The sequence below is a fragment of the Paenibacillus sp. FSL M7-0420 genome, assembly GCF_038002345.1.
Classification (GTDB): Bacteria; Bacillota; Bacilli; order Paenibacillales; family Paenibacillaceae; genus Paenibacillus_AQ.
Genome location: NZ_JBBOCJ010000001.1, coordinates 3,752,220 through 3,775,432 on the forward strand (window position 1 = coordinate 3,752,220; position 23,213 = coordinate 3,775,432).

Below are 23,213 nucleotides of genomic sequence, written 5' to 3' on the forward strand. Positions count from 1 at the left end.
ACAATCAACAATCAGGCCTCAAGTGTTCATTCTTCTCTCTAAGGGGTAGTAGAGTATAATGGCACAGGCATCCTTGATGATAACCTGCTACTGAAAGGAGACTACCTATGGACTATATGGATACGATCGATCTCGTTGCCATTCTGGCGCTGGTGCTGGTATTACTGCTTATGCTTAGCGTGTTCAGCCTGAAGCGGCGTGTGAACGAGCTGGAAGCCCGGCTCAACCAAAGAGATCCTTACGGAGAAATGCCCGCTGACCCCTCCTTCAGCCGAACCGCACATATTCCTGCGCCCATGTTCGTGCAGAACCCGGAGCTGGCACCGGATCTGGAGCGGAGGATCCGCCTGCTGTTAGCTGAGGGCAAGAAGATTCAGGCAATCAAGGTCATGCGCGAAGCGCGGAACCTGGGCCTGAAGGAAGCCAAGGATTACGTGGAGAACCTGGAACGGGGCGGGAACTTCCGCTGAGTGAACCATGAGTGAATGATCAAGAATGACCTCAGACTGCCACTGGACAGTGGAAGCTGAGGTCATTCTTGGGATGAAGCTTATACCGGCAATGAAGCTAAATATCCTTGTGCATATAAATTCGCGACGAAATCAGATAGGAGCTATAGATAATGATGAGGTATGCCAGCACGCCGATGAATACGAGCAGCATATTGTCTATTTTACCGTCCTGAACCCATTGAGCAAGAGCCGGAAATTCCTTATTCAGGCTTCCAAATGTAGTGAAACTCAGCATAATTACCATCATAAAGATGAAATTAACGATCTGCATCCCTTTTTGCCCCAGCCAGTAATATAGCGGCAGGTAGAAAGCGGCAAGCAGCGGGATAACAGCTGTAATCAGTCCCAGCTCTCTCCAGCGCAGCGGTTCGTCCAGCTTGCCCATCTGTACAGCAACAAAGTACATCACAAGGGTACAGATCAGGCTGAACAGGGAAAGTGGAATGATCGTCAGATACTTGGCTTGAATCAGCCGCTGCCTTGGCACCGGCAACGTGGCCAGAAACTTCTGGTTGTTATGCTGCATATCAATCGTACAGGCGTTAATCAGTAACAATAGTGCCGGCAACAACGAGAATACCGTATAGGCTTGTGCATTGGAATATAACATAAGCACAAAATAGGGAATCAGCAGCAGAGCGAACTTCCGGGTAAGCATGAAGTCTTTGCGGATTAGCGCAATGGAATTATGCATGGGCTTCGTCCCCTTTTACCGTATAATACATAATCTCTTCCAGCGTAGGTGTCTCGCAGATTGCGGTGTCCCTGAAGTAACGTTCGCCCTCCGCACGGTTGCTGATCAGCCCCTCGAAGCCCAGCCCGTTCTCCCGCAGCCCCACGAACCACCGCCGGACATCCCGGTCCAGCAGCTCCTTCCCGCCTTTGACCAGCAGATAGCGCTCGCTCAGACTCTCCTTCATCTCGTTGAACACAATCCGTCCCTCGTTAATGAATACAATATAGTCGGCAATCCGGTCCAGATCCGTAGTGTTATGAGTGGAGAACAGAATCGACTTCTTCTCATCCTGGATATGCTCACTGAGCAGCTCCAGCATCTCCCGGCGAAAAATCGGATCAAGCCCCGAAGTAGGCTCATCCATAATCAGCAGATCGGCACCATGGGACAAGGCTACGGCGAGTGAGAATTTGATTTTCATCCCCTTCGACAAGTCCTTAATCTTCTTGCCTGGAGACAGCTTGAACTGCTCCTGAAATCTCAGATATGTATCGTTGTTCCAACCGGGATAGAACGGAGCAATAATATTCTTCATCTGCTTCACGGTCATATGCTCATAATAGAAGCTCTCATCCGAGACGTAGCCGATCCGCCCCCGAATCGCAGCCTGCTCCTGACGGTTGTTCTGGCCGAAGACCCGGATGTCCCCTTGATCCTGCGAGATTAAGCCCATCATCAACTTGATCATTGAGGTCTTGCCTGCACCATTCGGGCCGATCAGCCCGGTAATGTAACCCTCCTTAATCGATAACGAAATATCCTTCAGCTCAAAACGGTCGTAGCTCTTCGTTACATGGTCCAGCTCAATTACAGTACTCATTCCTGTTCCTCCTCATAGAGCAGCTTCAGCATCTCCGCGAGTTCAGCGTATTCCATGCCCAGTTGTCTGCTCTCGTCAATAATATCCTTCAGCTTGCCCTCTACCATCCGCAGCCGCTGTTCCCGGATATATTCCTGATCGGCCCCGGAGACAAAAGACCCCTTGCCGACAATCGAGTTGATCAGCCCCTCCCGCTCCAGCTCCTCATAAGCCCGCTTGGTGGTAATGACGCTAATCTGCAGCTCCTTCGCCAGTAAGCGGATCGATGGCAGGGGCGTACCCGAGACCAGCTCGCCTTGGAGAATCATCTGGCGGACCTGTCCCACAATCTGGGCGTAGATTGGTTCGCCAGATGTACTTGATATCACGATATTCATGCAGCAGCATCAGCTTCCTTTGTGTTTGTTGTAACTAGTGTATATATGTAATATATACACTATGTCCAGTTGTGTCAATCCCTTAATGTCATACCCTTAATTAGCCGATCATTCCCTGAGACCGCAGAAAGTGGTATACGATCTCGCTCTGCAGCCTTACTCTTAAGGCATAATCCAAGCTCCAGCAGGTCTCTACGGTCACCGCCCGGGCACCGAGCAGGCGCTGGAAGGCCATCCGTGAAGTTCCTGCACGCTCCCTATGCCGTATGTTGAAGCGGTAAGCTCTATTCGTGATCGTCTGATTCATCCGCACCACAATTTGCTTCGCCAGTCCATGCGCCCGGCTGACCGGGCTGATGATCAAGGTCTGGCCGACCCGCTTCGGATTCAGCTCGGACAACCCGTTCGCCTCATGCAGATCCAGTACCCACGAGGGACGGTAGCGCAACGCAAGCTGCCATACGGCTGCCGACAATGGATGACGGGCCGGGGCGCCTTGTCCGCGCGGGAAGGTACGGTTCAGGTCGGGCTTCCCGCGAATCCCCTTGCGCCGTGCGATTTGATTCACCAGCGGGACGATAATCAGCTTTCCTGAACGCAGCATCAGATCTCCCCGGCTGAACCGGCTGGCGATGCCTTGCGCTGCACGGCTGCTCGCCGGCTCATTGCCATGAACACCGGAGATGATCATGAATACAGGTCCGGGAACGCCGCTGCTAATTACATAATAAGGTGTGGCATAGGGCGTTCCTGCCGCCAGCGTATGCTTCTCTACAGACAATGTGGTTCACCTCGCTCTGGATGATGCGGATCATGTGGATAATGGTATACAAGATTCTGGACAGCACCAATGGTTACTCTGTAATGTATGCGGATTACCTGTGGAGGATTGGACGAATAGGACAGCAAAATAACCCCACAAAGTGGAGCTTTAGCGTAGATGATGACTCAGGTACTTTGCGGGGGCCCCAAAACATATCAAGCCGGACAAGTCCAATATGGACTCATCCGGCTTGATCTCTGGATGCACGCTATTACTAGCGTGTGTTAATAAAATACGACCTGGTTCTTCCCGGCGGACTTCGCCTCATAGAGAGCCTTCTCCGCCTTGGCAATGAAGTCAGACGGGCGGTCAGAGGGAACAGGTACCTTCAACAGGCCGCCTATGCTTACAGTGACCACACCCTCCTCTTCAAACCGGTCGCGGGGGATCTGCAGATCAGAGACACCTTGACGGACGGATTCGGCTAATTGCTCCGCTTGGGAGGCGGACGCACCCGTCATTGTGAGGATGAAGTTCGCCCCGCTGAAGCGGGCCACGAAGGTGCCATGCGTGATGCTGATGATATTCAGTACATCGGCTACCGACTGGATGCAAAGATCGCCGCCCTTCAGCCCGTGTACCGCATTATAGGAATGGAAATCGTCGATATCAATCGACAGCAATAGCAAGGGTTCCCGGGTATTCAGCGTATCCTCCCAGCGCTGATCCAGCTCATGCACAAGGGCCTGGCGGTTCGGCAGATCGGTTAGTGAATCGGTCGTCAGATAGCTTTGCATCTGATTGGCCGCATCGGTATAGGCTTCGCCCTTCGCCTCTACACCGGTTCCTGCATTAAGGACCGCCATAATGGACGGTCTGCCGCCATGAATAACCGAAGCCAGACTCAGGCTTATCTCCAGCACTTGCCCGTTCCCGCTCATGAATTGGCCCTGATCGGATACGAATTGGGTCACATTCTGGCTCAGGTCTGAGAAGTGTTGCTTCAGATTTGGCCGGTAGGACTCCTGCACATAGTTCAGGAACGGCTGCCCGATGAGTGATTTGCCCTTCTCTTCACCCATCAGCTCTACTGCGCGGTTATTACAGTAGGCAATCACATCATCGGTAATCATGAAGAAGGCTACGGGAGACAGGTCCATCAATTGCAGATACCGCTGTTCATTATGACGCAGACTGCGGGCGTTCTGCAGGGCCTGCTCTTCCGCCTGACGCAGCTGGTTCTCGGTCTGTCCGCGCAGAATAGATTTGAGCTGCGGCAGAATGTTAAGATGCTGTTCTCTCCATGGAAGTGAGGTGGACTGAACTACCTGCCGCCATTTCTCAAAGGACTTGCGGGGAGACAATCGCAATCCGTCATTCTCCTGAATGACAGCCTTAGCCGGATCTCCGGCCCAGTCCACTATCTCCACCACCTCAGGTCTGAACCAGATCATGTAATTCTGATGTCCTGGAGTGAGAGCGAGATAGATGACACCAGAGGCTTTATTCTTGTAAGCTTTGGCTGATTCATATTCCAGACTGAGCCTGGAGGTGCAGTAGGTGTAATCCTTCGACTTCCCTGCCAGCCAGCCGGCAAGCTCCCGCACCTGCTCCTGGGAGGGTGCTACTCCGAACAGCATCAGCTTGTCCTGATAACACACGGCTGCGCCGGAAGCCTCCATCATACCCAGTAGCGTCTGCTCTTCATCGCCGAGCTGTTCAATCACCCGGGAAGAGCTGACGTTACCTGTGAAAATATCGACAATTCTCATCGCCTTGGTCCGCAGCTCCAGCTCCGTCTGATAGTTGTCGAGCTGCTGACGCTGGTACAGCTCACTGGAGAAGAAGGCGCCCAGGAAATTACACAGATTACGGATACGGTGCGGGACATACTTGGGGGAATAGTGATGACAGGTGATCAGTCCCCAGAGCTTGTTATTATTGATCAGCGAGATAGTGGTCGTTGCGCCTACCCCCATATTCTGCAAATACTCGATATGGAGCGGAGACACACTGCGGAGGATGGACAAGCTGAGGTTCAGGGGCTTACCGGTAAGCGGCTGCAGCACCGGGGTGATCGGAACCGGAAGATAGTTCACATCGACGATCGTCCGCAGCCAGTTGCGCAGATACAGCTCACGCGCCTGCTTCGGAATGTCAGAGGCAGGATAATGATGGCCGAGGAACGGCTCCAGTCCGTCTTCCTTGGCTTCGGCGATCACCTTGCCGTTCCACTGTTCATCGAACTCGTAGATCATCACCCGGTCATAGCCCAGCATCTCCTTCACCTGCTCTGCGGCGGCCTGGCTGGCTTCCAGCCGGTTCGCCGTATGCTTCAGCCGTCCGAAGAACGTGCGAATCCAGTCGAAGTCATTGGAGCTGTCGCTCTGATCGATGGAGGCAGGCTCCAGTTCAACGATCATCAGACCTTCACTTTCGTGAATGATGCAGAAAAAGTCCTGCGGCTCACCCGCGACTTCAATCTGTATCACAATATATTGCAAATCGGCAGTTTCTTTCGCATTTACGCTGCGTTTAAGCAGCATCTCCAGCTGATCCGGGCCTACCAGGTCAGCCATAGGCGTGCCTAACAGTGCTTCGGCAGCTGTTCCCAGTAACTTATCTGTATTCAGACTGGCCTGGACAATTCGATGGGCTGTGTCCTGAGTTACGGCCAGCAATACACCATGCGGCTGAATAAGCCCCGGAATATGGATGGGCTCCTTCTCACAGTTATTAAGATCTACGGGTTCCTTAGGGTCCACTCCCGCTTCGTTCAGCAGGGTCCGGTTCAGCGGCTGATTCTCATGTTCTATATTAAAATCTGACATAGGTGCAAAGCCTCCATTGAAGTAAATGATTTCTAAGCTGTTTTTGCGTAGATTTATTCTAACTTACTTTGGGCAGCAATAACAAACATAAGTTTGGTCTGCACAGCCTGTTTTGTCTTGTATTACAGACTTGGAATAATTATGTATAATATAAATGGATAGAGCATAACCTGTGACGGCTAATCCATTCCTAATACTCCGAGGTGACCGTAATGCGGCGAACCAAACGTTCAGGTAGAGAGATTGTTTCTTTTCTGCTAAGCGCCTTCTCCATACTGATCATTGCCTTCTTCATCATCCGCTATGTGCTTCAGACCGTTTCATTCGCACCTTAAGCCTGCCCACGCAAAAAGGAGCATTTGGGGGAAATGCTCCTCTTCAGCTTGCATATACCAAGGATTAGATTGCACTTCCGGAAGAATGGTAATCCGAAAGTCATACCAATAATTTACCTTAAAAATCACAATAATACAAGTATTTCCTTCTATTCCAGTGAAAATGTGACTAATTCATGACTGCGCTTCGCCGCTTGGCTGCCCGGTAGCTAATCCTTACTCTTGCTGCTGTAACACCCTCTGCAGAATAGACTGCACAAACGCAGTCTTCCCGTCACAATACGCATCAATGTCATAACGGTACTCTTCAGCCAGCCGCTGCTTGACCGCCTGATATTCCTCACGGGCAGCGGGATGGCTGCGCAGATAATCTCGGAACCGAATATGCTCTACGTAACCCTTGCCGTCCTTAGGGCATACATAGAGATGGTATTTCATGAATCCGTCATCCTGGTTGCTCTTGAAGGCTTCCCGGCCCTCGATGCCCAGATTGCCCTGATGCTCATAACCGAACGCCTGCAGTCTGCGGATGATCTCCGGCAGCTGGTCATAGCTCTCCATCACCAGATCGATATCAATCACGGGCTTGGCCCACAGCCCTTCAATTGAGGTGCTGCCCACATGCTCAGACCGGATAATCAGATCTCCCGCGATCTCCAGCATCCGCTTCTCAATTCTGCTATATTCCGCCTTCCAGGCCGGATCATATGGAACCACTTCTACAACCTTAGTCTTCTCAGCCATAATCCCTATCCTCCTTCAGCTATAACCTAGACCCGCCACTGGAATAAAATACAAACCACTATCTCATACTAACCCACAGAGACGGAGGTGAACAGTATGCCCAAGAATAGTGCGGACCCGAAGCATGACCGTGCAGATAACCGTGCCGATTCAAAAAACAACCAGCAGAACCACGCCAGCATCAGCGAAATCCCCCAGATGGTAACTCCTGATAAAGCGGCAGATGTCGTGCCGAGCCTTAACGGGGTGACCAAGAACGAGAGCTGATTTCCGGTTTGCTCTGCCCGCAGACCAGGCTTCTCCCTCCGGCAACAGAGGCGGAAGTCCGGTCTTTTGTCCATGCGCTATAGTTCTACAATAAGTCTAATGATAGAATAATAGAATCCTATTAATAATGACGGAAAGAGTGGACATATGCGAATTGGATTTTTTGACTCCGGAATTGGCGGGTTAACCGTGCTTCATCAGGCGCTTAAGCTCCTGCCGCAAGAGGACTACCTCTTCTATGCAGATACCGACCATGTGCCCTATGGGGAGAAGACGAAAGACGAAGTCAGGGAATACATCCTGCAAGCGGTGGAATTCATGGCCCGGCAGCATATCAAAGCGTTGGTTGTCGCTTGTAACACAGCCACCAGCATTGTGATCGAAGAGCTGCGGCAGCGGTATGACTTCCCGGTCCTCGGGATCGAGCCGGCCGTGAAGCCTGCGGTTGAACAATCGGAGGGCAAGCAGAAGAAGGTGCTGGTACTCGCCACCCGCTTAACGCTGCAGGAGAAGAAGTATCATGATTTGGTGCACCGTATCGATCACGGGGAGATTGTAGACAGTCTGCCGCTGCCCGGGCTGGTTCGGTTTGCGGAGCATTTTGATTTTGACGAAGAGAGAATTATTCCCTATCTGAAAAGTGAGCTGGCCCACTTGGACCTTAAGCGGTACAGCACAGTGGTTCTTGGATGTACCCATTTCCCCTACTTCGAGGGAAGCCTGCGGAAGATATTCCCGGATACGGTTGACTTCATCTCGGGCAGTCTCGGAACCGCCAGACATTTGAAACAGCTCCTTGAAGCGGGGGGCCGGATCAACGAGGGGACGGGCGATATCCTTTTTTACAGGTCCAGTGTCCCGGTAGATGATCCCGCAATGTTATCTGAATATAAACGTCTGTTCCAGCGTCTGGATGACATTGAACAATCTATGAATCTTAGCAAAAGGAGTGATCCCGCATGAGTCACTATACAGCCATAATGGAAAGATTACGCCGGAATCCGCTGAAGAATGTTACGCTTCTCAAAATGATGACGGCTTATCATGCACAGATCGACAGCGTGCTGATTGAACAACAGGAGGAGTGGGGTGTGCTGCTGCTTATGCCTGCCGCCACCTTCGGCTATGATCACCGGACCTACCCGGAGGCTGACACCGTTGTGCTGATGGATTACAGCAGCCCCGAGGTCTTCCCTGCCCTGCTGAAGCGGTTGCCGCGGGACGCCAATCTGGTCTTCAAGCTTCAGGAGGATGCGTACCGTCAGGCGCTGGAACCGTATTTCGCACTGCGGCGGGTCCGTAGTCTCTACTCTTATTCTTCGGCCGAAGGCCAGAGGTTCAGCGCAGATGAGGCCTGCACAGTCAGTGAAGCTATCGATGAACGGCTGCTGCCGCTGTGGATGGCGAATGATTATTCGCTAGAGGAGATCACGCAGTATTTTGCAGACGGGGCGTTCGCTGTGACGTTATTTGACGGGGATACGCCACTCAGTACTTGTATGGTGTACCGCAATGAGGAGCGAATCTGGGAGATTGGCGGTGTGCGTACCATAGAAGCTGCTAGACAGCGGGGATTGGCACAGCGCGTAGTCCGTACAGCAGTCTTCCACACCCTGCAAAAGGGCTACCTTCCAAGATATCAGGTGCTGGAGAACAATCCCGCCTCCATCCGTCTGGCCGAATCTATCGGCCTTACCCGCGCTGTTACGCTGGAGCACTGGGTTAATTATTGACACTAAAGATGAAGGAGGCAACCTATGAACATGAACTATCAACCTCCGCCTTACGGAGAACAGGATCATTTCGGGCAATATCCGAAGCCCCCGCTGGAACGGATGAATAGCAAAGCTGTTGCAGCACTGGTATTGGGTATTCTCTCCATCGTAATACCTTACGTCGGCATCATCTTCGGTATTACCGCAATCATTCTGGCTACACTTGCCTTCAGAGAGATCCGTTACAGCTATGAACAAGGCCGTGGATTGGCGATCGCCGGGCTGGTCTGCGGAATAGCCTCCACCTTTATTTACACCATTCTCATCATAATGTTTGTTTTAACTATTCTGTTATTTAATCATGCCTACACTGCTGCGGCGTATAACTTGATCATTGCTGATAGTCTCTTAGTCTAGACCGGATGGCGCTTTAATGTGTGTGTTTATCGCTAATCTCATGTAAGTGATAGGTAGCGCAGAACCACTTAGGGACATTAATTGGATTTTCAACACTTATTAACCATGCGATTGCTTGTAGATTGACCGTAAGTGGATTTATAGCAACTAATTCTGTGCATTTCCGTAAATCTCATACTTTCAGCTGAATTAGGTGGATTTTTTCCAACTGCTTGGCTGGAAAGTGAGATTCTCGTCTTATTAAATTACGTTTATCCACCTATTTTCCGGCGGGCTGGACGGGGTAAACGGGGTGGCCGAGGTGATTGGGTGGCGGATGTGGGCTGACACCGGTTTCGATAACCGGACCAGCCCCATTGTACAACTCTGCATCACAGAGTACCCTTGCTCCTAAGAATGCTGATGCTTTCCTGCTGGCGGTACTCCGTCGGGGTAAGGTTGTATTTCTTGCGGAACATTTGGGTAAAATGGCGCATGTCCTGGTATCCTACCCGCTCCGCGATATCGGCCAGCTTCAGCCCCGGATTCAGCAGTAATAGCTTCGCCTGCTCCAGCCGCAGCGAGGTGACATAGTCCTTGTACCCCTGCCCTGTCTTCTGCTTGAACAGCTGGCTGAAATACGCCGGATTCAGGAACACCACCGAAGCGATTCGCTCCAGCGACAGCTCCTCGTAGAAATGCTCCTTAATGTAGTGCAGCGCGACTTCAATCGCCTTCTCTCCACTCCCCTTGAGCGGCTCAAGAGGCGGCCCCTGGAAGGCTGAAGCTTCCCGCATCCGCTTCACGATCTGCGGCACCGTATGGAAGTCACAGCTCAGCCCGGAATAGATGATCTGAAAAGGGATTTTCAAATAATGCGTCAGATGCGTCTTCACCTCCTCCTGGAACTGCTCTACCCGTACACTCTCGCCCGGTGTGATCAGGCCCAGCAGATTCTGCCGGTCATAGTTGACCACGAAGCCCCGCCCATACCGCTCGATCAGCTCGGAGAGAACATTCTCGACAATGAAATGCTCCAGCCGGGCGCTCTGATCCCCCGCCTCCAGCTGAACCATCACCAGATAGAAGGAGTGATAATCTTCAATGAACGCGTCGATGTCCAGATTCCCGATATCCAGCCCGGAGGCCAGCCGCTGAAAAACCCCCTCGCGCAGGAACCGCAGACTGGCCTTCAGCCGCTCGCCTTGCCGCGAGAGCTGGTTATCCTGCTGGATTTCGCTTGTCAGGCTGTCGATCAGCTCGGTCAGCTTATGCTTGCCGATCGGCTTCAGCAGATAGTCGCGCGCACCCAGCCGGACAGCTTCCTGGGCGTAGGAGAATTCGCTGTGGGCAGAGATGACAATCCATTTCACGTACGGATACCGGCGCTTCGAGATTTTCATGAATTCCAGCCCGTTCATGCCCGGCATCAGAATATCCGTCAGCACGATATGGATATGCTGCTCCTCCAGGATCTTCACCGCTTCCTCCGCCCGGTCGGCTACGAACACCTGATGCTCCGCACTAATCTGCTTAATCGTGCGCTTGATCCCTTCACGGATGGCCCGTTCATCATCGGCTATAAGAATATTCATCCCGGCATCTCTCCTCCCACTGGAATAGGCAGCACGATCGCCACCTGCGTCCCCTCACCGGGGAAGCTCTGAATCTGCAGACCATATCCCTCCCCGAACATGAACCGCAGGCGGCGGTGCAGGTTCTGGAGTCCGATCCCGCTTTTGCCGCCTTCTCTGCCACTGGAGCCCGAACTATCCGGACTATCCACATTCAGCGACTTCTGTAGCCTTGCAAGCTGCTCCCTATTCATTCCGTCTCCGTTATCCTCCACGATTAGCTCAAGGTGGTCGCTCTCTTGCCGGGTGTATACCTTAAGAATCCCCTGACGCGAGAGCGGCTCCAGTCCATGCTTGACCGCATTCTCAATGACCGGCTGCACCGTCATCTTCGGTACTCTTATGTTCAACCAGCGTTCATCAATATCTGTCACAATTACGAGGCGGCCCTCCAGACGGATCGAGATAATCTTCAGGTAATGCCCGATCTGCTCCAGCTCCTCACTCAGGCTTACATCTGCCCCGTCCTCCCACTGGCTGCTGTAACGGAACATAGATGACAGCGACAGCACCAGCTCACCAAGCTGTTCATTACCCTCTTCATCCAGCATCCAGTAGATCATATCCAGCGTATTGTAGAGGAAATGCGGGTTCACCTGAGACTGCAGGGCATGCAGCTCCGCATTCTTTTCGCTGACCGAGGACAGCTTGACCCGTTCAATCAGCTCCTCGATCCGCCGGACCATCCGGTTGAAGGAAGCGACCAGAATGTTAATCTCCTGATACGAGGAGACCTTGACCATGCCGCGGAAATTCCCCACCTCTACCTGCCGCATCTCGCGGATCAGCTTCTTCAGCGGCGAAGAGATGGTCTGCGATACGATGGAAGCAATTAGTGTGGAGACCAGGATCAGCGCCGAGATCACGATCAAGAGATAACGCTTCATCTCCACCAGCTCCACATTCAGATCCTTGTCCGGCGTAATACTCATCACCCACCAGCCCGAGAAAGACAGCTTAGACGCCACAACCAGTTGGCCGCGCTCCTGCTGAACCATCACATGCTCCGAAGCGGGGAGCTTAGGCAGACGGGCAGCGTCCGGCTGCGGATCTGTGGCCGAGGTGACAAACCGTCCATCCGGGGACATCAGGTAGACCTGACTGTGCTCACCCAGCTTCAGATTCTCCAGCGCGTCCAGCACCGGCTGCGGGTCCGTCTCATACAGCACGATGCCTATCGGCTTATGCTCATTCAGGTCATAGAGCTGCCGCCCGAAGGCGAAGACCGGACTGTCCTCCACCTGGTCGATCAGGGAGTGCGGGTACACCCCGAGCCAGACCATTTTGCCCGAGGAAGCCTGCAATTGCCGGTACCAGTCCTCCTGCCTATAATTCGGATCGACCACATTCATATAGTTGCCATAGTTGTAGATCTTGCCGCGGTCCGTGATCACATGGATGCCCACCAGATCATCCCGCGAATAAAAAATCGAGCCGATGATATTCGTCACCGTCTGCTCATTGATATAGGCCACCGCCGGCCCGTCCGTCTTCTCATTAATTAAGCGGATCATCTCGAAGTTATTGCTGAGTGACTTGGACAAGGCGTCATACCCCTTATAGAGAAGCGTGAATAGGCCTGCGCTCTGGGCGACGTTTTTTTGCGACAAATCACCGATCTTCTCATGCAATTGGTCTGTAGTCCGGTTATAGTACAGCAGGCTGACAATAAGCAGAATACTGGACATGCAAAAAAGAAACAGCAAGAACAACCGATGATGAATGGAATGAAAGCCGAGCTTCATAGGACTCTCCCCTTTACGCACCCTGTTCTGCCGTTTCCTATTATAAAACTTATCCATTTTTATGCAATGAGGGAATTCAGCACACCTTACCCTACCCCTTAACCGCTCCGGCCACCATCCCTTTGGTAATCTGATTCGACAGGAAGAAGTAGATCAGAATGACCGGCAGCGCGCCCATCACCAGGAAGGCCCCGATATTCCCGTAGTTGACCGAATACTGGCTCACGAAGGTATAGACCCCGAATGGAAGGGTTTTGAGCTTCTCTGACGAGATGAACGTGGCGGCCAGGATGTACTCGTTCCAGATGTTGATGAAGGTTAAAATACATACGGTCATGACAGGCGGAATCGACACCGGCAGGATAATGCTGCGGAAGATCCGGTACACGCTCGCCCCGTCGATGAATGCCGATTCTTCGATCTCATGTGGAATGGCTCTCATGAAGCCGCTCAATATGAACACAGCGATGGGCGTCGAGAACGCGATGTACGGCAGAATCAGCGACCAGTGGGTGTTGAGAATATGCATATTTTTGAAAATAATCATCAGCGGCAGCAGTGTGGCCTGCATCGGAATCATCATCCCCATCAGGAAAATGGTCATCACGGCATTGCCGTATTTCCACCGGAACCGGGAGATCGCATAGGCCGCCATCGAAGCCAGCAGAATGACACAAATCATCGTAAGCGCGGTAACGAACACGCTGTTCGACAGGTACTTCAGATAACTGCCCGAGGTGTAAGCCTCGTAGTAGTTGTGCCACTGCAATTTTCGCGGTAAAGAAAAGAAGCTCCCGTCCAGAATCTCCTCATTGGTCTTCAAGGAATATAACAGGAGCCACAGCAGCGGGTAGAGCTGGGTAATGACAGGAATGGCAAAAAGAAGATACACGATTCCTTTTTTAAGCATACGCATGGTCCGCGCACTCCTTTCCTATTCGAATTTTCGCTCAAGCCTGTTGAAGATCATGTTGATGATGCCGGTAAAAATGAGACAGACCACCACGAGGAAGGTCGCAATCGCGCTGCCGTAGCCATATTTGAAGGACAAGAAGGAGCTGTTATACATATGGGTGGAGATGACATCCGTGGCATGCGCCGGACCGCCGCCAGTCATGACCATGACCAGATCGAAGGCTTGCAGGGACCCGATGAACGCCAGAATAATCGATATTTTGAAAATCGGAATGATCAGCGGAAGCGTAATGTAACGATCCGCCTTGAAGCCGTCAGCCCCGTCAATTCTGGCCGCTTCGTACAGCTCGTCGGGAATGTTCTGCACCCCGGTATATTGGATCAGCAGATGGTAGCCGAAATACTGCCACAGGGACACCAGATACAGAGAATACATGGCGATATTAGGCTCGGTCAGCCAGTTATGCGTCCAGCTCTCCAGCCCCAGGGACACCAGCACACCGTTCAGCATGCCCCCCATCGAAGTAGGGTTATAGATGGTCTTCCAGAGTTGTCCAATAATAACGACTGATAAGATGACCGGCGTGAAGTAGATCGACACCAGTGTGTTGGCTCTGCGCAGATAACGGTTCAGCAGGATCGCCATCCCCAGACAGAGCGGGATTTCCAGCATGGAAGCCACGGCGTACAGCAGCGTTCTCCGCACAGAGGGCCAGAACACCGGGTCATTCCAGAACATATTCTTGAAGTTGCCGAAGCCGACGAACTGAGAGGTCGTTAGACCGTCCCACTTCAATAAGCCGGTATATAATGAGACCAGTATGGGAACGAATACCAGGCACACATAGAGCAGCAGACATGGCAGTATGAAGACGGCGATTGTGCGTGCCGGCACCTTAAGGACTTTCATCTTTCCCGCCTCCTAATCAAGCAGATTCTTCTTTATCTACTGATTTATATCATTAATGATTAATGCTATTAACTTTAAAAAGTGCATGATAAACCCGATGCGAAGCAGCCTGGATCAGCTGGCTTCGCATCGAGCAGAACGGCTATACGATTGCATGGAATGCGTTAGATTGGGCGAACCGCTAAGGACTTAAGCTTATTTATTGGCTTCAAATGCGGCCTGATGCTCTTTGGCTACCGCCTTGGAATCCATCTTCTGGACGAACAGGTTCTGGATGCTGCTGAGGTGGACCTGTGCGGTTGCAGGGTTCATGGTGTTATCGAACGCCAGGTCGCCGCCCTTCACTTGGTTGAACAGTCCGGCAATGTTCACTGCCAGATCGGAATAACCGGCAGCCTTGAGGTCGCCGTCCACCTTTTGGCCGATCCCTACAGCGTTCTTCAGCTCAAATTGCTTCTTGGGATACTGGGTGCCGAAGTAGTTGAGGAAGTCCTTGGTTTCCTGCAGATGCTCGCTGTTCGCCGACACCGCGAAGGCACTGCCGGGGGCCAGCATGAATTCGTTAGGGTCGCCTTTGCCGTTCACCGTCGGGAACTGGAAGGCTCCCACTTTACCGGCTACCGGAGAAGCATCAATGGCGCCGGTCTCCCAGGAACCGATGGACCACATGGCAGCTTTGCCTGTTTTGAAAATATTCCCGCCCGCATTGGCATCAATAGAGGTTGCGCCGTCAGGGAAAGCGCCCGCTTGAACCAGAGCCTGGAAGGCGTCAACTGCTTCGATGAACGCAGGATCTTCAAAGGTCTTTTTGCCGTCCAGCACATCTTGCAGGAAGCCGGGGCCGCCGTTAGTGCGCAGCAGAATGTTCATGAACAGGAACGATCCGGTCCAGGAATCCTTTTCGCCGATTGCCAGCGGGGTGATGCCCTTGTCCTTCAGGATCTTCACATCCTTCAGCATCTCCTCGAAGGTAGTCGGAGGAGCAGCAATGCCGGCCTGGGCGAACAGGTCTTTATTGTAATAGACGACTTCAATGTTGTTGCCGTCGGGGATGGCATACACGTTATTGTCGAAGCTGTAGTAGTCGAGGAGGCCCTTCTGGTACGTGTCCTTCAGGCCATTCTGATCAAGCATATCGTTCAGCGGAGCGAACAACCCTGCATCGACGAACGGTTTCATTTGTGCTGCCGGGTTCACGATGGTGATGTCCGGCACTTCTTTGGAGGCCGCCTGTGTCTTCAGCTTCACCTTCTGCTGGTCCGTGTTCAGCGTGTCCAGTTCAATTTTCACATTGGGATGCTCTTTCATGTACGCGTCGGTCAGTTCACGGATCATTTTGTAATTGGGCGTTGCGGGATCGGGGTAGATGTTCTGGAAGGTAAGCGTTACCTTTTTATCGCTCGGTGCGTCTGTTGCAGCGGCATTTCCGCTGCCTGTGGCGGCGTTCGGTGCGGCGGTGTCCTTAGCCTTGGAATTGGCGTTGTTGTTCGAGTTCCCGCATGCGGCAAGGCTTACTGCCATTAGCGCGGCGAACGCGACGGTGGCGGTTTGCTTCATTTTTCTGTTGACCATTCATTAATGCCCCCTCTGTCGTGATAAGCTAATTATCATCGCGTAGAGCGCTTCCGGGCAAGGTGGGAACTGCAGAAATGAGGTTTGTTTTTTCTAGGGTATGCTTGGGCGGGCTTCATTCGTCAGCTCTTTATCTAACATCTGCTCATCGTCTTTCACATAGCCACAATCTTCGTAGGTCCGAATAGCCGCAGTGTTCCTTCTACCCGTCAATACCTTGACCCGTCTCACTCCGCGCAGCCTAAGCTCATCTTCCAGACAAGTAATGATAGCTCTGGCAGCTCCCTTTCTTCGGGCGGTATCTTGCACATAGAGTTCTGTAATTTCTCCATAGGGCTCCTCATAGCAAAAGGAATACAGGCTTTGAGCGCAGCCAAAACCCACGATGCTACCGTTCAACTCGGCTACGGCGATACATTCGTTACGGTTCGTATGTAGATGTTCAATAATTTGGGCCGGGGGTCTGTGGACGCCGCGGTTGAACTCTTGATTGAGTCCCGACAGTGCCTCAGCATCTGCTATGGACGCTAGCCTAACAGTTATAAGTGAATTCACATGGAGTCACCTCGTCTATTTATATTTTTATAAAAAGCACTAAGGAATTGAACTCTAAGCTTGGTCGTCACTGCGGTGAACATTTGGACTTCCGGCCGCTGCCCATCCCCAGATTTCTTCATCTAATCCGCTGTTCGGAGTTGAAATCCGGTGACAGCTTATGCTTACGAGGTAGCTACCGCTCCTACAGTTCCAAATTTCCCCTCCGCTGCTTCATAATAACGCTAATTCTTGAAGAACTTCCTTTACATCACAGCTTGAATTCAAGTTATGAATCATCTCTTCCGTAATGGGGAGATCCTCGTAGATTTTTGCAACAACCTCTAAGGATAGGGATAATTCAAAGTAACCTGTTGCAAATTCCACAAAATCCTCTGGTGTATGGAATATACAGCCCAATAAAAAATCAGAACCATCGCTTGTACCTTCTGGAATCTCAACGTTTCCTTTGTGCCAGCTAGTGTCACTGTTTTTACGCCAAATACAAAAAGTCACATCTTCTTTTTCAATTGCATCATCTTCAAGTAATGATAATAATTCCTTTGGGACGTCATCATAAATCCCTTGCCATACTTTATGTTCATCTTGCGCATATGGGCTTAATTCAGATTCGTGATCGAAGCCTTTTATTATGGAGCCTTCATTGGAAAACAAAATAAATAAATGATCCCCTGCTCCATTATCTATTTTCGCCATAGAAACACCCTCATTCCAATCTTGAACATAGCTATGGTAACGAAGCCATTCCTCCTGACAAAGAATAATATTCAGTGATGCTTGGATTTTCATTAGCTTTTGTAACATTGTTGGATCTGGTAAACGCTCTAACGCTTTTGCTTCCATAGAATCCTCACCCACCATATAATATTTTTCTAATTATACCGTAGTTCTTTGTATAATTTTCGTGGTTAAACAAGAAGCAGCTGATCACGATAGGATCAACTGCTTCTTGTTGAATAAGCGAGATACATCTCCGCATATTGGCTATCGCTATATTAATTATGCCGGAGGCTGCTTCCACTGTTTGATCACGCTGATCAGTCCAGGGACATCAAGGCCGTCGAGCGAAAAGGCTTTGCGCAGCAGGTCATGGGGGATGAACTCATCGTATTTGCCGAGGTAAGGGGCTTCATCCGGCTTCAGGAGCGTGAGTGCATCGGTAGCGGCAGCGGTCTCGGCGATGATCTCATCCTCCAGCTTCTCTGCATCCACTTTACCGGCGACTACCATGTAATACGGTTCCATCGGCACGACCGAGCGTAAGCCAAGCGGCTCCTTCAGATTGTTCTTGAGCAGGCGCTCCAGCGTACGGAACTGGCGGCTGCCTGCCCACGGAAGGATGAACATGGAGTCTCCCCCGGCTGGCAGAACCGAACGTGTCAGCAGTCCGCTCTCCTTGGCGAGCCTGCGGGCCCGCTCCAGTCTGGCGGCTGCGCTTGGTGCAAGGTAAGGGTACAAGGCCGTAGATCCTAGTACCTCGCGAATCTTCGTCATAATTCGGGTATGGACATCTCCGCCTGCGCCGAGCCATAAGGTATCCACTTTACCGCGTGAGCCTTTGACATAGACGGCCTTATGGCGGTTGTCCACCTCTTCGACCTTCCATAGCTTGCCTGCCAGTGTGAAGCAGTAGCCCGGAGGCGGAACGGTGGTAATGGACCCGATCTCCTCGGTTCCGTTATAGACGACATGCTCTTCGTCGTCCTTAAATACCGCATAGAAGCGGAAGTTGTTGACGATCTTCTCGCCAGCCATTCCAATTAGCAGGCTACCCTCATCCATCTTCTCGATTTGGCCCATACCCAGCATGTATTCCATGAAGTCATCATAATCCGCAGGATCGATGCTGCGGAAGGACGGCAGGCTCAGCACAGCCTCCTTCAGCTCCTCCGGCTCTGCTTCCCCCATACTCTTCAGAATGCTCATCGTCTGATGATACAGGAGACCGACCGGCAGCTGGCGCACGGCCAGCGGCTCTACCCACTTCTCGCGTACGTACAGCTCGATGACGGCAATGGCCCGCAGCAGCGTCCACGGCATGCGCGCCGGGAGCTGCGCCTCCTCGTCCTCCTCCTCGGGCGTGACGAAGATCATCTCGGAGGCGGCGTCCCCGCGCCTGCCCGAGCGGCCCAGCCGCTGCACGAAGCTCGCGCAGCTGTAAGGCGCGCCGAGCTGGAGCACCCGCTCCAGCTCGCCCAGATCTATCCCCAGCTCCAGCGTCAGCGTCGCTGCAGCCACAGCCGGCCCCGCGCCCTCACGGAGCGTGGCCTCGGTCTCCTCGCGCAGCATCGCGGAGATGCTTCCATGATGCACATGGAAGACATCCCGCTCGCCGCGCTTAGCGGCAATGCGCCGCATCTCCAGAATGGCCTCTTCGGCATCGGTGCGGCTATTCGTGAAGATGAGCGCCTTCTTCACATGCGTGTGATCATAGATGAAGCCATAGTAAGCCTGTCGCGCCCGCTCCAGGTGTTCGGCCTCCTCCTCGTTCCGCGCATCCGGGAACGAGAAATGCTCCACGCTCAGCCGCAGCTTACGCCCGCCCTGGGGTGCGCTGACCTCCACGCTCTCACGCGTGCCCGCCGCCAGCCACTCCGTGACGGAGGCGTAGTCACTTAAGGTCGCAGACAGGCCGACCCGCCGCGGATGACAGCCCGCCATCCGCGAGATCCGCGCCAGCTGGCTCAGCACCTGAATGCCGCGGTCCGCGCCCATGAAGGCATGAACTTCATCGATAACGATGAAGCGCAGATCATGGAACAGGGCCGGGATCGCATTCGGGCGATTCATCAGCAGGCCCTCCAGCGATTCAGGGGTGATCTGCAGCACCCCTGAAGGGTTCTGCATCAGCTTGGTCTTGTCCGCCTGCGGCACATCGCCATGCCAGTGCCAGACCGGAATATTCCCTTCACGCAGCAGATCATTCAGCCGCGTGAACTGGTCGTTAATCAGCGCCTTCAGCGGCGCGATATATAGAATACCTACCGATGCAGACGGACGCTGGTGCAGCTCCGTAAGCGCCGGGAACAAAGCTGCTTCGGTCTTGCCTGAGGCCGTTCCTGAAGCGATCAGCAGATGATGCGGCGTGTCAAACAGCACACGGCAGGCATCGACCTGCGCCTCGCGCAGCGTATCCCAGCGGTTCTTGTAGATGAATTCCTTGATGAACGGGGCCAGCCGGTAGAACGGATTATCACTCATAGGTCGAACTCCGCCAGGAAGCCGTCCAGCTCATTCTGCTCCGTCTCGGCAGGTCGCGAAGTCCGCTCCCCGACCAGCTTCTCGAATGAAAGCTCCGGATGCTGGTGCAGGGTATGCAGCAGATCCATGAAGTCCCGCACCACCTCGCGTGCGGTGAGCAGTTCATCAGCTCCCAGCCGGTTGACCGCCTCCTCCATGAAATGCACCAGCTGCTCCTGTGTCAGTCTTGCTTCATATCCGTAGTGCAGCGAGTGGATATCCCGCAGCTTCTGGAGCAGAATCAGAATCTCTTCGTGGGAGAGCATGTCCAGCGCGATAATCGGCCCTGTGAAGTTGTTCAGTCCGCTGCCTGCATACCGTCCGGCCACCAGCCGGGAGCGCAGGGCCTCATAGCTGAACAGACCGCGCCGGTGGTCCTCCACGAACTGCGGCGTACCGCCAACGAAGATGCCCAGCCGCTCTGCCTTCCCCTGCATCGTATCATTGAACATGGTCAGCAGCTTCTCGTAATTGCTCTGCCGCGAGATGCTGTTGGTAATCTTGTAGAGGTTCACCCCTTCATCGATGAACAGCAGCAGGCCCTTATAGCCAATGGCTCCAGTGAATTCCGCCCATAGCTTCATGTAGTCATACCAGTTGTCATCGTCGATGATGACACCAACGCCGAGCGCCTTCCGCGCTTCCGTGCGGGTCGGGAACTCTCCCCGCAGCCAGCGCAGGGCATCCTGCTTCAGCCCGTCATCGGCCAGCTTGTGCCCGTTCCAGTAGGAGGCAAGCACCTTGGCGAAGTCGAAGCCATGCACCAGCCCGCGCATCTCGGAAGCCACCGAATAGATGCGCTGCCCGACCTCATCGCCAAGCTCCGGCGCATCAGGGCCATAGCCCTTATCCTGCATTACCGCCTGCTGCAGCGTCATGATCCACTTCTGCAGCATAATCTCCAGCGCCCCTCCATCCGGGCGGGTCCGGGTCGAGAGATGGCTCATCAGCTCGCGGTAGGTGGCGAGCCCCTGTCCCTTCGTGCCGACCAGCCGCCGCTCCGGCGACAAATCGGCATCGGCAACCACGAAGTCGCGGTCCATCGCATAGTTGCGGATGATCTGGAGCAGGAAGCTTTTGCCGCTGCCGAACTTGCCTGTTATCAGCTTGAAGGCAGCTCCGCCATCGGCGATATTGTCCATATCGCGGAGAATTGCCTCCACCTCCGGCCGGCGGCCGACGGCGATATGTTCAAGACCGATCCGCGGTACAACTCCCGCTGTCAGTGAGTTGACGAGCGCGGTGGTCATCCGCTTCGGTATTTTGAGTGGGTTCATTTTACGAATTTCACCTCTTTATATAGTCCAGCATGGATAGACATTCTTCCGTCAGCTCTTCCCCGTCAATAATGAGGTCTCCCAAACTGTCCATTGCCAGCTCATTAATCTCATCGTAGAGCAGCTCTGCCATCGTTCCTGCTCCCGCAGCCAGCCGCTGCACCTTCGCAGAACCGTCCTGCTCGGCCAGCGTCAGCACGGCCTCCCGTTGCAGCGGAGTCAGCTCCGAAGCGAACAGTATCCAGTGGTCTGCTTCGCTATCAGCGGCAGGAGGCTGGGAAGCGGTAAGCTTCTGTCCGGCAGACGGCTGGTTCCCTGGAGGCTCTTCATGGCCCCGCTCGATCCGCTCACCACCAGCCATCCGGCCCGCTTGCTCTTCAGCTTTTGCAGAACTATCGGAATCACTTTCTCCAGCGCTATTCACATCGATTGTCCTAACTTTCCCAGCCGCGTTCGCATCACTTTTCTCGCCCGCTGATCCGGTACTTCCATGTGCTTCTGCATCACTCTTCACATCTGCTGATCCCGCTCTCCCAGGCACGTCCGCATTACTTCCGATACCAGACAATCCGGCTTCTCCATGTGCTTCTTCCGACTCAATTCCCCACTCCGCAACATCTTCATGACCCGTCCCCCCGGTGTCTTCCACCGTAAGCAAGGAACGCACCACCTCGGAGTCGCTTGCCAGCTGCTCCAGCTTCTGCTGGTCAATGACCACTGCCGGTCCCTTCTCTTCCTGCTCCGCCTTGCGGAATTCACGCTCCAGGAACCGGGTGACGAGATCATCCATATCGGCATCGACCCTGACATCCTTCAGTCTTCCCCGGTAGCCCATCAGCGCCCGCAGCTTATTCTCGGTCAGCCGGAACAGCCGGGTAATCAGACTGCGCAGCGGCGGGGACTTGCTGACCCGGATAACAGGCACAAGAACAGAATAGCCATACAGGGAGATATCGTATACCGCGCTGCGGAACAAATAACGCTCACGGACGACAGGCGGGGCGGGCGGAAACATCGTGATCAGATTCGAACCGTGCTTCCGCGCGACATAAGCATCAATTAGGGCTACAACCTGGGGAATATAACGATCCGCAGCGATTTTACCCTCGCCGGTATAGAATTTCGACTTGCTGATATCATAGTCCGACATCACACTCAGCACCTCGATCCTAAGCTGCTCCGGGGCAGCCGACAGGCAGCGGACCAATTCAAGCTCAGCCAGATCCCCGGCTAGACCGCGCGAACGGGCTACAATCTCCGAGAGCGGGATATCCAGCTTATGGACAAAAGAGAAATCCGCAATCCACCCGCCAAGGTACTGATCCAGACGTTTGTAACTATCACGGTAGGCCTCCCACAGCAGACTGAGCTGACGGCAGCCCTCCTGAGGCTCGTCCCAGCCCACACCGTTAATCAACTCATAGATATGCAGGAAGATGTATGAGAGATCGGTCTTCGGGTATCTCCCCTGCCGGACTTCATCCCGCCAAAAGAAATACCATCTGCTCTGCGCGCCGGTCATATGCCCGTAGGTGGGCCAATAGCTTTTGAACGGGACGAACAGCGCCGCAGGCTCCTTATGTTCTACAAGCTCACGTGCACGCTGGACGAACTCGCTCTCTGTAGTGGTTACCGGCTCCACACTCTCTTCCATATCCCAGAGCTTAAGCTGGACTGTATCGTAACCGGACGTTGTCTTCTTAACCGGCTCTGACTTAGGCTTCCGGCTGCCTTCATCTACAGTACCGCGCGGCGGAATCGCCACATTCTGCTCCGTACTCTCCCAGACCAGCTCCGAGAAATGCAGGCCCTGCCTGTCTTTAGCCATGCTTCATCGCCCCACCCGTATGTCTTGGTAATTCTCACATT

Annotated in this window: 22 protein-coding genes; 6 read left to right on the top strand and 16 right to left on the bottom strand. The window is 53.3% G+C overall.

The window, feature by feature from the left end; genetic code table 11:
• The first annotated feature begins 107 nt into the window (after nucleotides 1-107).
• Nucleotides 108-470, top strand: coding sequence for a ribosomal protein L7/L12 (locus tag MKX51_RS15815; protein WP_340940483.1), 363 nt, complete (start codon nucleotides 108-110; stop codon nucleotides 468-470).
• A gap of 97 nt (nucleotides 471-567) precedes the next feature.
• On the opposite strand, the gene MKX51_RS15820 is transcribed toward MKX51_RS15815, so the two are convergent.
• The 5 genes from MKX51_RS15820 to MKX51_RS15840 all read right to left on the bottom strand — a co-directional run bounded on the left by MKX51_RS15820 (nucleotide 568) and on the right by MKX51_RS15840 (nucleotide 6,039).
• Nucleotides 568-1,206, bottom strand: a complete 639-nt coding sequence (locus tag MKX51_RS15820; RefSeq protein WP_340940481.1) for an ABC-2 transporter permease — start codon at nucleotides 1,204-1,206, stop codon at nucleotides 568-570.
• Nucleotides 1,199-2,068 carry an ABC transporter ATP-binding protein gene (locus MKX51_RS15825; protein WP_340940478.1) on the bottom strand — a complete coding sequence of 290 codons (870 nt, stop codon included), beginning with the start codon at nucleotides 2,066-2,068 and terminating at the stop codon, nucleotides 1,199-1,201. Before MKX51_RS15825 ends, MKX51_RS15820 begins: the two co-directional genes overlap by 8 nt.
• Nucleotides 2,065-2,445, bottom strand: coding sequence for a GntR family transcriptional regulator (locus MKX51_RS15830; protein ID WP_340940476.1), 381 nt, complete (start codon nucleotides 2,443-2,445; stop codon nucleotides 2,065-2,067). The genes MKX51_RS15825 and MKX51_RS15830 overlap by 4 nt, the downstream gene beginning before the upstream one ends.
• A gap of 100 nt (nucleotides 2,446-2,545) precedes the next feature.
• Nucleotides 2,546-3,226, bottom strand: a complete 681-nt coding sequence (locus MKX51_RS15835; protein ID WP_340993093.1) for a succinylglutamate desuccinylase/aspartoacylase family protein — start codon at nucleotides 3,224-3,226, stop codon at nucleotides 2,546-2,548.
• A 266-nt stretch (nucleotides 3,227-3,492) separates the two neighbouring features.
• On the bottom strand, nucleotides 3,493-6,039 hold the full coding sequence (locus MKX51_RS15840) for a diguanylate cyclase domain-containing protein (RefSeq protein WP_340993094.1): 2,547 nt from the start codon (nucleotides 6,037-6,039) through the stop codon (nucleotides 3,493-3,495).
• Between the two features lie 212 nt (nucleotides 6,040-6,251).
• Between MKX51_RS15840 and MKX51_RS15845 the strand changes: the two genes are divergently transcribed.
• Nucleotides 6,252-6,374 (top strand): hypothetical protein, encoded by a 123-nt coding sequence (locus MKX51_RS15845; RefSeq protein WP_340940472.1) that lies wholly within the window; start codon nucleotides 6,252-6,254, stop codon nucleotides 6,372-6,374.
• A 216-nt stretch (nucleotides 6,375-6,590) separates the two neighbouring features.
• Here MKX51_RS15845 and MKX51_RS15850 read toward each other — a convergent pair whose 3' ends face one another.
• Nucleotides 6,591-7,118, bottom strand: coding sequence for a GrpB family protein (locus tag MKX51_RS15850; protein WP_340993095.1), 528 nt, complete (start codon nucleotides 7,116-7,118; stop codon nucleotides 6,591-6,593).
• 96 nt (nucleotides 7,119-7,214) lie between these two features.
• Here MKX51_RS15850 and MKX51_RS15855 point away from each other — a divergent pair, with 96 nt between their 5' ends.
• From MKX51_RS15855 to MKX51_RS15870, 4 genes are all read left to right on the top strand, one after another.
• Nucleotides 7,215-7,385 (top strand): hypothetical protein, encoded by a 171-nt coding sequence (locus MKX51_RS15855; RefSeq protein ID WP_200869561.1) that lies wholly within the window; start codon nucleotides 7,215-7,217, stop codon nucleotides 7,383-7,385.
• Between the two features lie 147 nt (nucleotides 7,386-7,532).
• Nucleotides 7,533-8,348 carry a glutamate racemase gene (gene murI / locus MKX51_RS15860; protein ID WP_340993096.1) on the top strand — a complete coding sequence of 272 codons (816 nt, stop codon included), beginning with the start codon at nucleotides 7,533-7,535 and terminating at the stop codon, nucleotides 8,346-8,348.
• Nucleotides 8,345-9,118: a GNAT family N-acetyltransferase gene (locus tag MKX51_RS15865; RefSeq protein ID WP_340993097.1), complete on the top strand. Its 774-nt coding sequence runs from the start codon at nucleotides 8,345-8,347 to the stop codon at nucleotides 9,116-9,118. Before murI ends, MKX51_RS15865 begins: the two co-directional genes overlap by 4 nt.
• Before the next feature lie 30 nt (nucleotides 9,119-9,148).
• Nucleotides 9,149-9,517: a DUF4190 domain-containing protein gene (locus MKX51_RS15870; RefSeq protein WP_340940467.1), complete on the top strand. Its 369-nt coding sequence runs from the start codon at nucleotides 9,149-9,151 to the stop codon at nucleotides 9,515-9,517.
• A gap of 371 nt (nucleotides 9,518-9,888) precedes the next feature.
• Here the strand turns inward: MKX51_RS15870 and MKX51_RS15875 are convergent, their stop codons facing one another.
• The 10 genes from MKX51_RS15875 to MKX51_RS15920 all read right to left on the bottom strand — a co-directional run bounded on the left by MKX51_RS15875 (nucleotide 9,889) and on the right by MKX51_RS15920 (nucleotide 23,172).
• Nucleotides 9,889-11,091, bottom strand: a complete 1,203-nt coding sequence (locus tag MKX51_RS15875; protein ID WP_340993098.1) for a response regulator — start codon at nucleotides 11,089-11,091, stop codon at nucleotides 9,889-9,891.
• Nucleotides 11,088-12,875 (bottom strand): cache domain-containing sensor histidine kinase, encoded by a 1,788-nt coding sequence (locus MKX51_RS15880; RefSeq protein WP_340993099.1) that lies wholly within the window; start codon nucleotides 12,873-12,875, stop codon nucleotides 11,088-11,090. Before MKX51_RS15880 ends, MKX51_RS15875 begins: the two co-directional genes overlap by 4 nt.
• A gap of 91 nt (nucleotides 12,876-12,966) precedes the next feature.
• On the bottom strand, nucleotides 12,967-13,791 hold the full coding sequence (locus tag MKX51_RS15885) for a carbohydrate ABC transporter permease (protein WP_340993100.1): 825 nt from the start codon (nucleotides 13,789-13,791) through the stop codon (nucleotides 12,967-12,969).
• 18 nt (nucleotides 13,792-13,809) lie between these two features.
• A complete protein-coding gene (locus tag MKX51_RS15890; RefSeq protein WP_340940461.1) occupies nucleotides 13,810-14,700 on the bottom strand; it encodes a carbohydrate ABC transporter permease in 891 nt (296 codons plus the stop codon).
• A 195-nt stretch (nucleotides 14,701-14,895) separates the two neighbouring features.
• Nucleotides 14,896-16,272, bottom strand: coding sequence for an extracellular solute-binding protein (locus tag MKX51_RS15895; protein ID WP_340993101.1), 1,377 nt, complete (start codon nucleotides 16,270-16,272; stop codon nucleotides 14,896-14,898).
• Between the two features lie 93 nt (nucleotides 16,273-16,365).
• A complete protein-coding gene (locus MKX51_RS15900; protein WP_340940457.1) occupies nucleotides 16,366-16,827 on the bottom strand; it encodes a GNAT family N-acetyltransferase in 462 nt (153 codons plus the stop codon).
• Between the two features lie 213 nt (nucleotides 16,828-17,040).
• The gene (locus tag MKX51_RS15905) at nucleotides 17,041-17,670 is read right to left on the bottom strand and encodes a hypothetical protein (RefSeq protein WP_340993102.1); all 630 of its coding nucleotides are present in this window, start codon (nucleotides 17,668-17,670) and stop codon (nucleotides 17,041-17,043) included.
• Between the two features lie 156 nt (nucleotides 17,671-17,826).
• Entirely contained in the window at nucleotides 17,827-20,028 is a 2,202-nt protein-coding gene (locus MKX51_RS15910; protein ID WP_340993103.1) for a DEAD/DEAH box helicase, read from the bottom strand.
• Nucleotides 20,025-21,344 (bottom strand): ATP-binding protein, encoded by a 1,320-nt coding sequence (locus MKX51_RS15915; RefSeq protein ID WP_340993104.1) that lies wholly within the window; start codon nucleotides 21,342-21,344, stop codon nucleotides 20,025-20,027. The genes MKX51_RS15910 and MKX51_RS15915 overlap by 4 nt, the downstream gene beginning before the upstream one ends.
• A 10-nt stretch (nucleotides 21,345-21,354) precedes the next feature.
• On the bottom strand, nucleotides 21,355-23,172 hold the full coding sequence (locus MKX51_RS15920) for a TerB N-terminal domain-containing protein (RefSeq protein WP_340993105.1): 1,818 nt from the start codon (nucleotides 23,170-23,172) through the stop codon (nucleotides 21,355-21,357).
• Nucleotides 23,173-23,213 lie beyond the last annotated feature (41 nt).

What these genes read in the sequence shown, in the direction of transcription:
- MKX51_RS15885 (WP_340993100.1), bottom strand. Translation starts at nt 13,791, where the DNA reads ATGCGTATGCTTAAAAAAGGAATCGTGTATCTTCTTTTTGCCATTCCT.
- MKX51_RS15875 (WP_340993098.1), bottom strand. Translation starts at nt 11,091, where the DNA reads ATGAATATTCTTATAGCCGATGATGAACGGGCCATCCGTGAAGGGATC.
- MKX51_RS15890 (WP_340940461.1), bottom strand. Translation starts at nt 14,700, where the DNA reads ATGAAAGTCCTTAAGGTGCCGGCACGCACAATCGCCGTCTTCATACTG.
- MKX51_RS15825 (WP_340940478.1), bottom strand. Translation starts at nt 2,068, where the DNA reads ATGAGTACTGTAATTGAGCTGGACCATGTAACGAAGAGCTACGACCGT.
- MKX51_RS15920 (WP_340993105.1), bottom strand. Translation starts at nt 23,172, where the DNA reads ATGGCTAAAGACAGGCAGGGCCTGCATTTCTCGGAGCTGGTCTGGGAG.
- MKX51_RS15870 (WP_340940467.1), top strand. Translation starts at nt 9,149, where the DNA reads ATGAACTATCAACCTCCGCCTTACGGAGAACAGGATCATTTCGGGCAA.
- MKX51_RS15905 (WP_340993102.1), bottom strand. Translation starts at nt 17,670, where the DNA reads ATGGAAGCAAAAGCGTTAGAGCGTTTACCAGATCCAACAATGTTACAA.
- MKX51_RS15840 (WP_340993094.1), bottom strand. Translation starts at nt 6,039, where the DNA reads ATGTCAGATTTTAATATAGAACATGAGAATCAGCCGCTGAACCGGACC.
- MKX51_RS15815 (WP_340940483.1), top strand. Translation starts at nt 108, where the DNA reads ATGGACTATATGGATACGATCGATCTCGTTGCCATTCTGGCGCTGGTG.
- MKX51_RS15830 (WP_340940476.1), bottom strand. Translation starts at nt 2,445, where the DNA reads ATGAATATCGTGATATCAAGTACATCTGGCGAACCAATCTACGCCCAG.
- MKX51_RS15845 (WP_340940472.1), top strand. Translation starts at nt 6,252, where the DNA reads ATGCGGCGAACCAAACGTTCAGGTAGAGAGATTGTTTCTTTTCTGCTA.
- MKX51_RS15880 (WP_340993099.1), bottom strand. Translation starts at nt 12,875, where the DNA reads ATGAAGCTCGGCTTTCATTCCATTCATCATCGGTTGTTCTTGCTGTTT.
- MKX51_RS15820 (WP_340940481.1), bottom strand. Translation starts at nt 1,206, where the DNA reads ATGCATAATTCCATTGCGCTAATCCGCAAAGACTTCATGCTTACCCGG.
- MKX51_RS15915 (WP_340993104.1), bottom strand. Translation starts at nt 21,344, where the DNA reads ATGAACCCACTCAAAATACCGAAGCGGATGACCACCGCGCTCGTCAAC.
- MKX51_RS15865 (WP_340993097.1), top strand. Translation starts at nt 8,345, where the DNA reads ATGAGTCACTATACAGCCATAATGGAAAGATTACGCCGGAATCCGCTG.
- MKX51_RS15850 (WP_340993095.1), bottom strand. Translation starts at nt 7,118, where the DNA reads ATGGCTGAGAAGACTAAGGTTGTAGAAGTGGTTCCATATGATCCGGCC.
- MKX51_RS15855 (WP_200869561.1), top strand. Translation starts at nt 7,215, where the DNA reads ATGCCCAAGAATAGTGCGGACCCGAAGCATGACCGTGCAGATAACCGT.
- MKX51_RS15895 (WP_340993101.1), bottom strand. Translation starts at nt 16,272, where the DNA reads ATGGTCAACAGAAAAATGAAGCAAACCGCCACCGTCGCGTTCGCCGCG.
- murI (WP_340993096.1), top strand. Translation starts at nt 7,533, where the DNA reads ATGCGAATTGGATTTTTTGACTCCGGAATTGGCGGGTTAACCGTGCTT.
- MKX51_RS15910 (WP_340993103.1), bottom strand. Translation starts at nt 20,028, where the DNA reads ATGAGTGATAATCCGTTCTACCGGCTGGCCCCGTTCATCAAGGAATTC.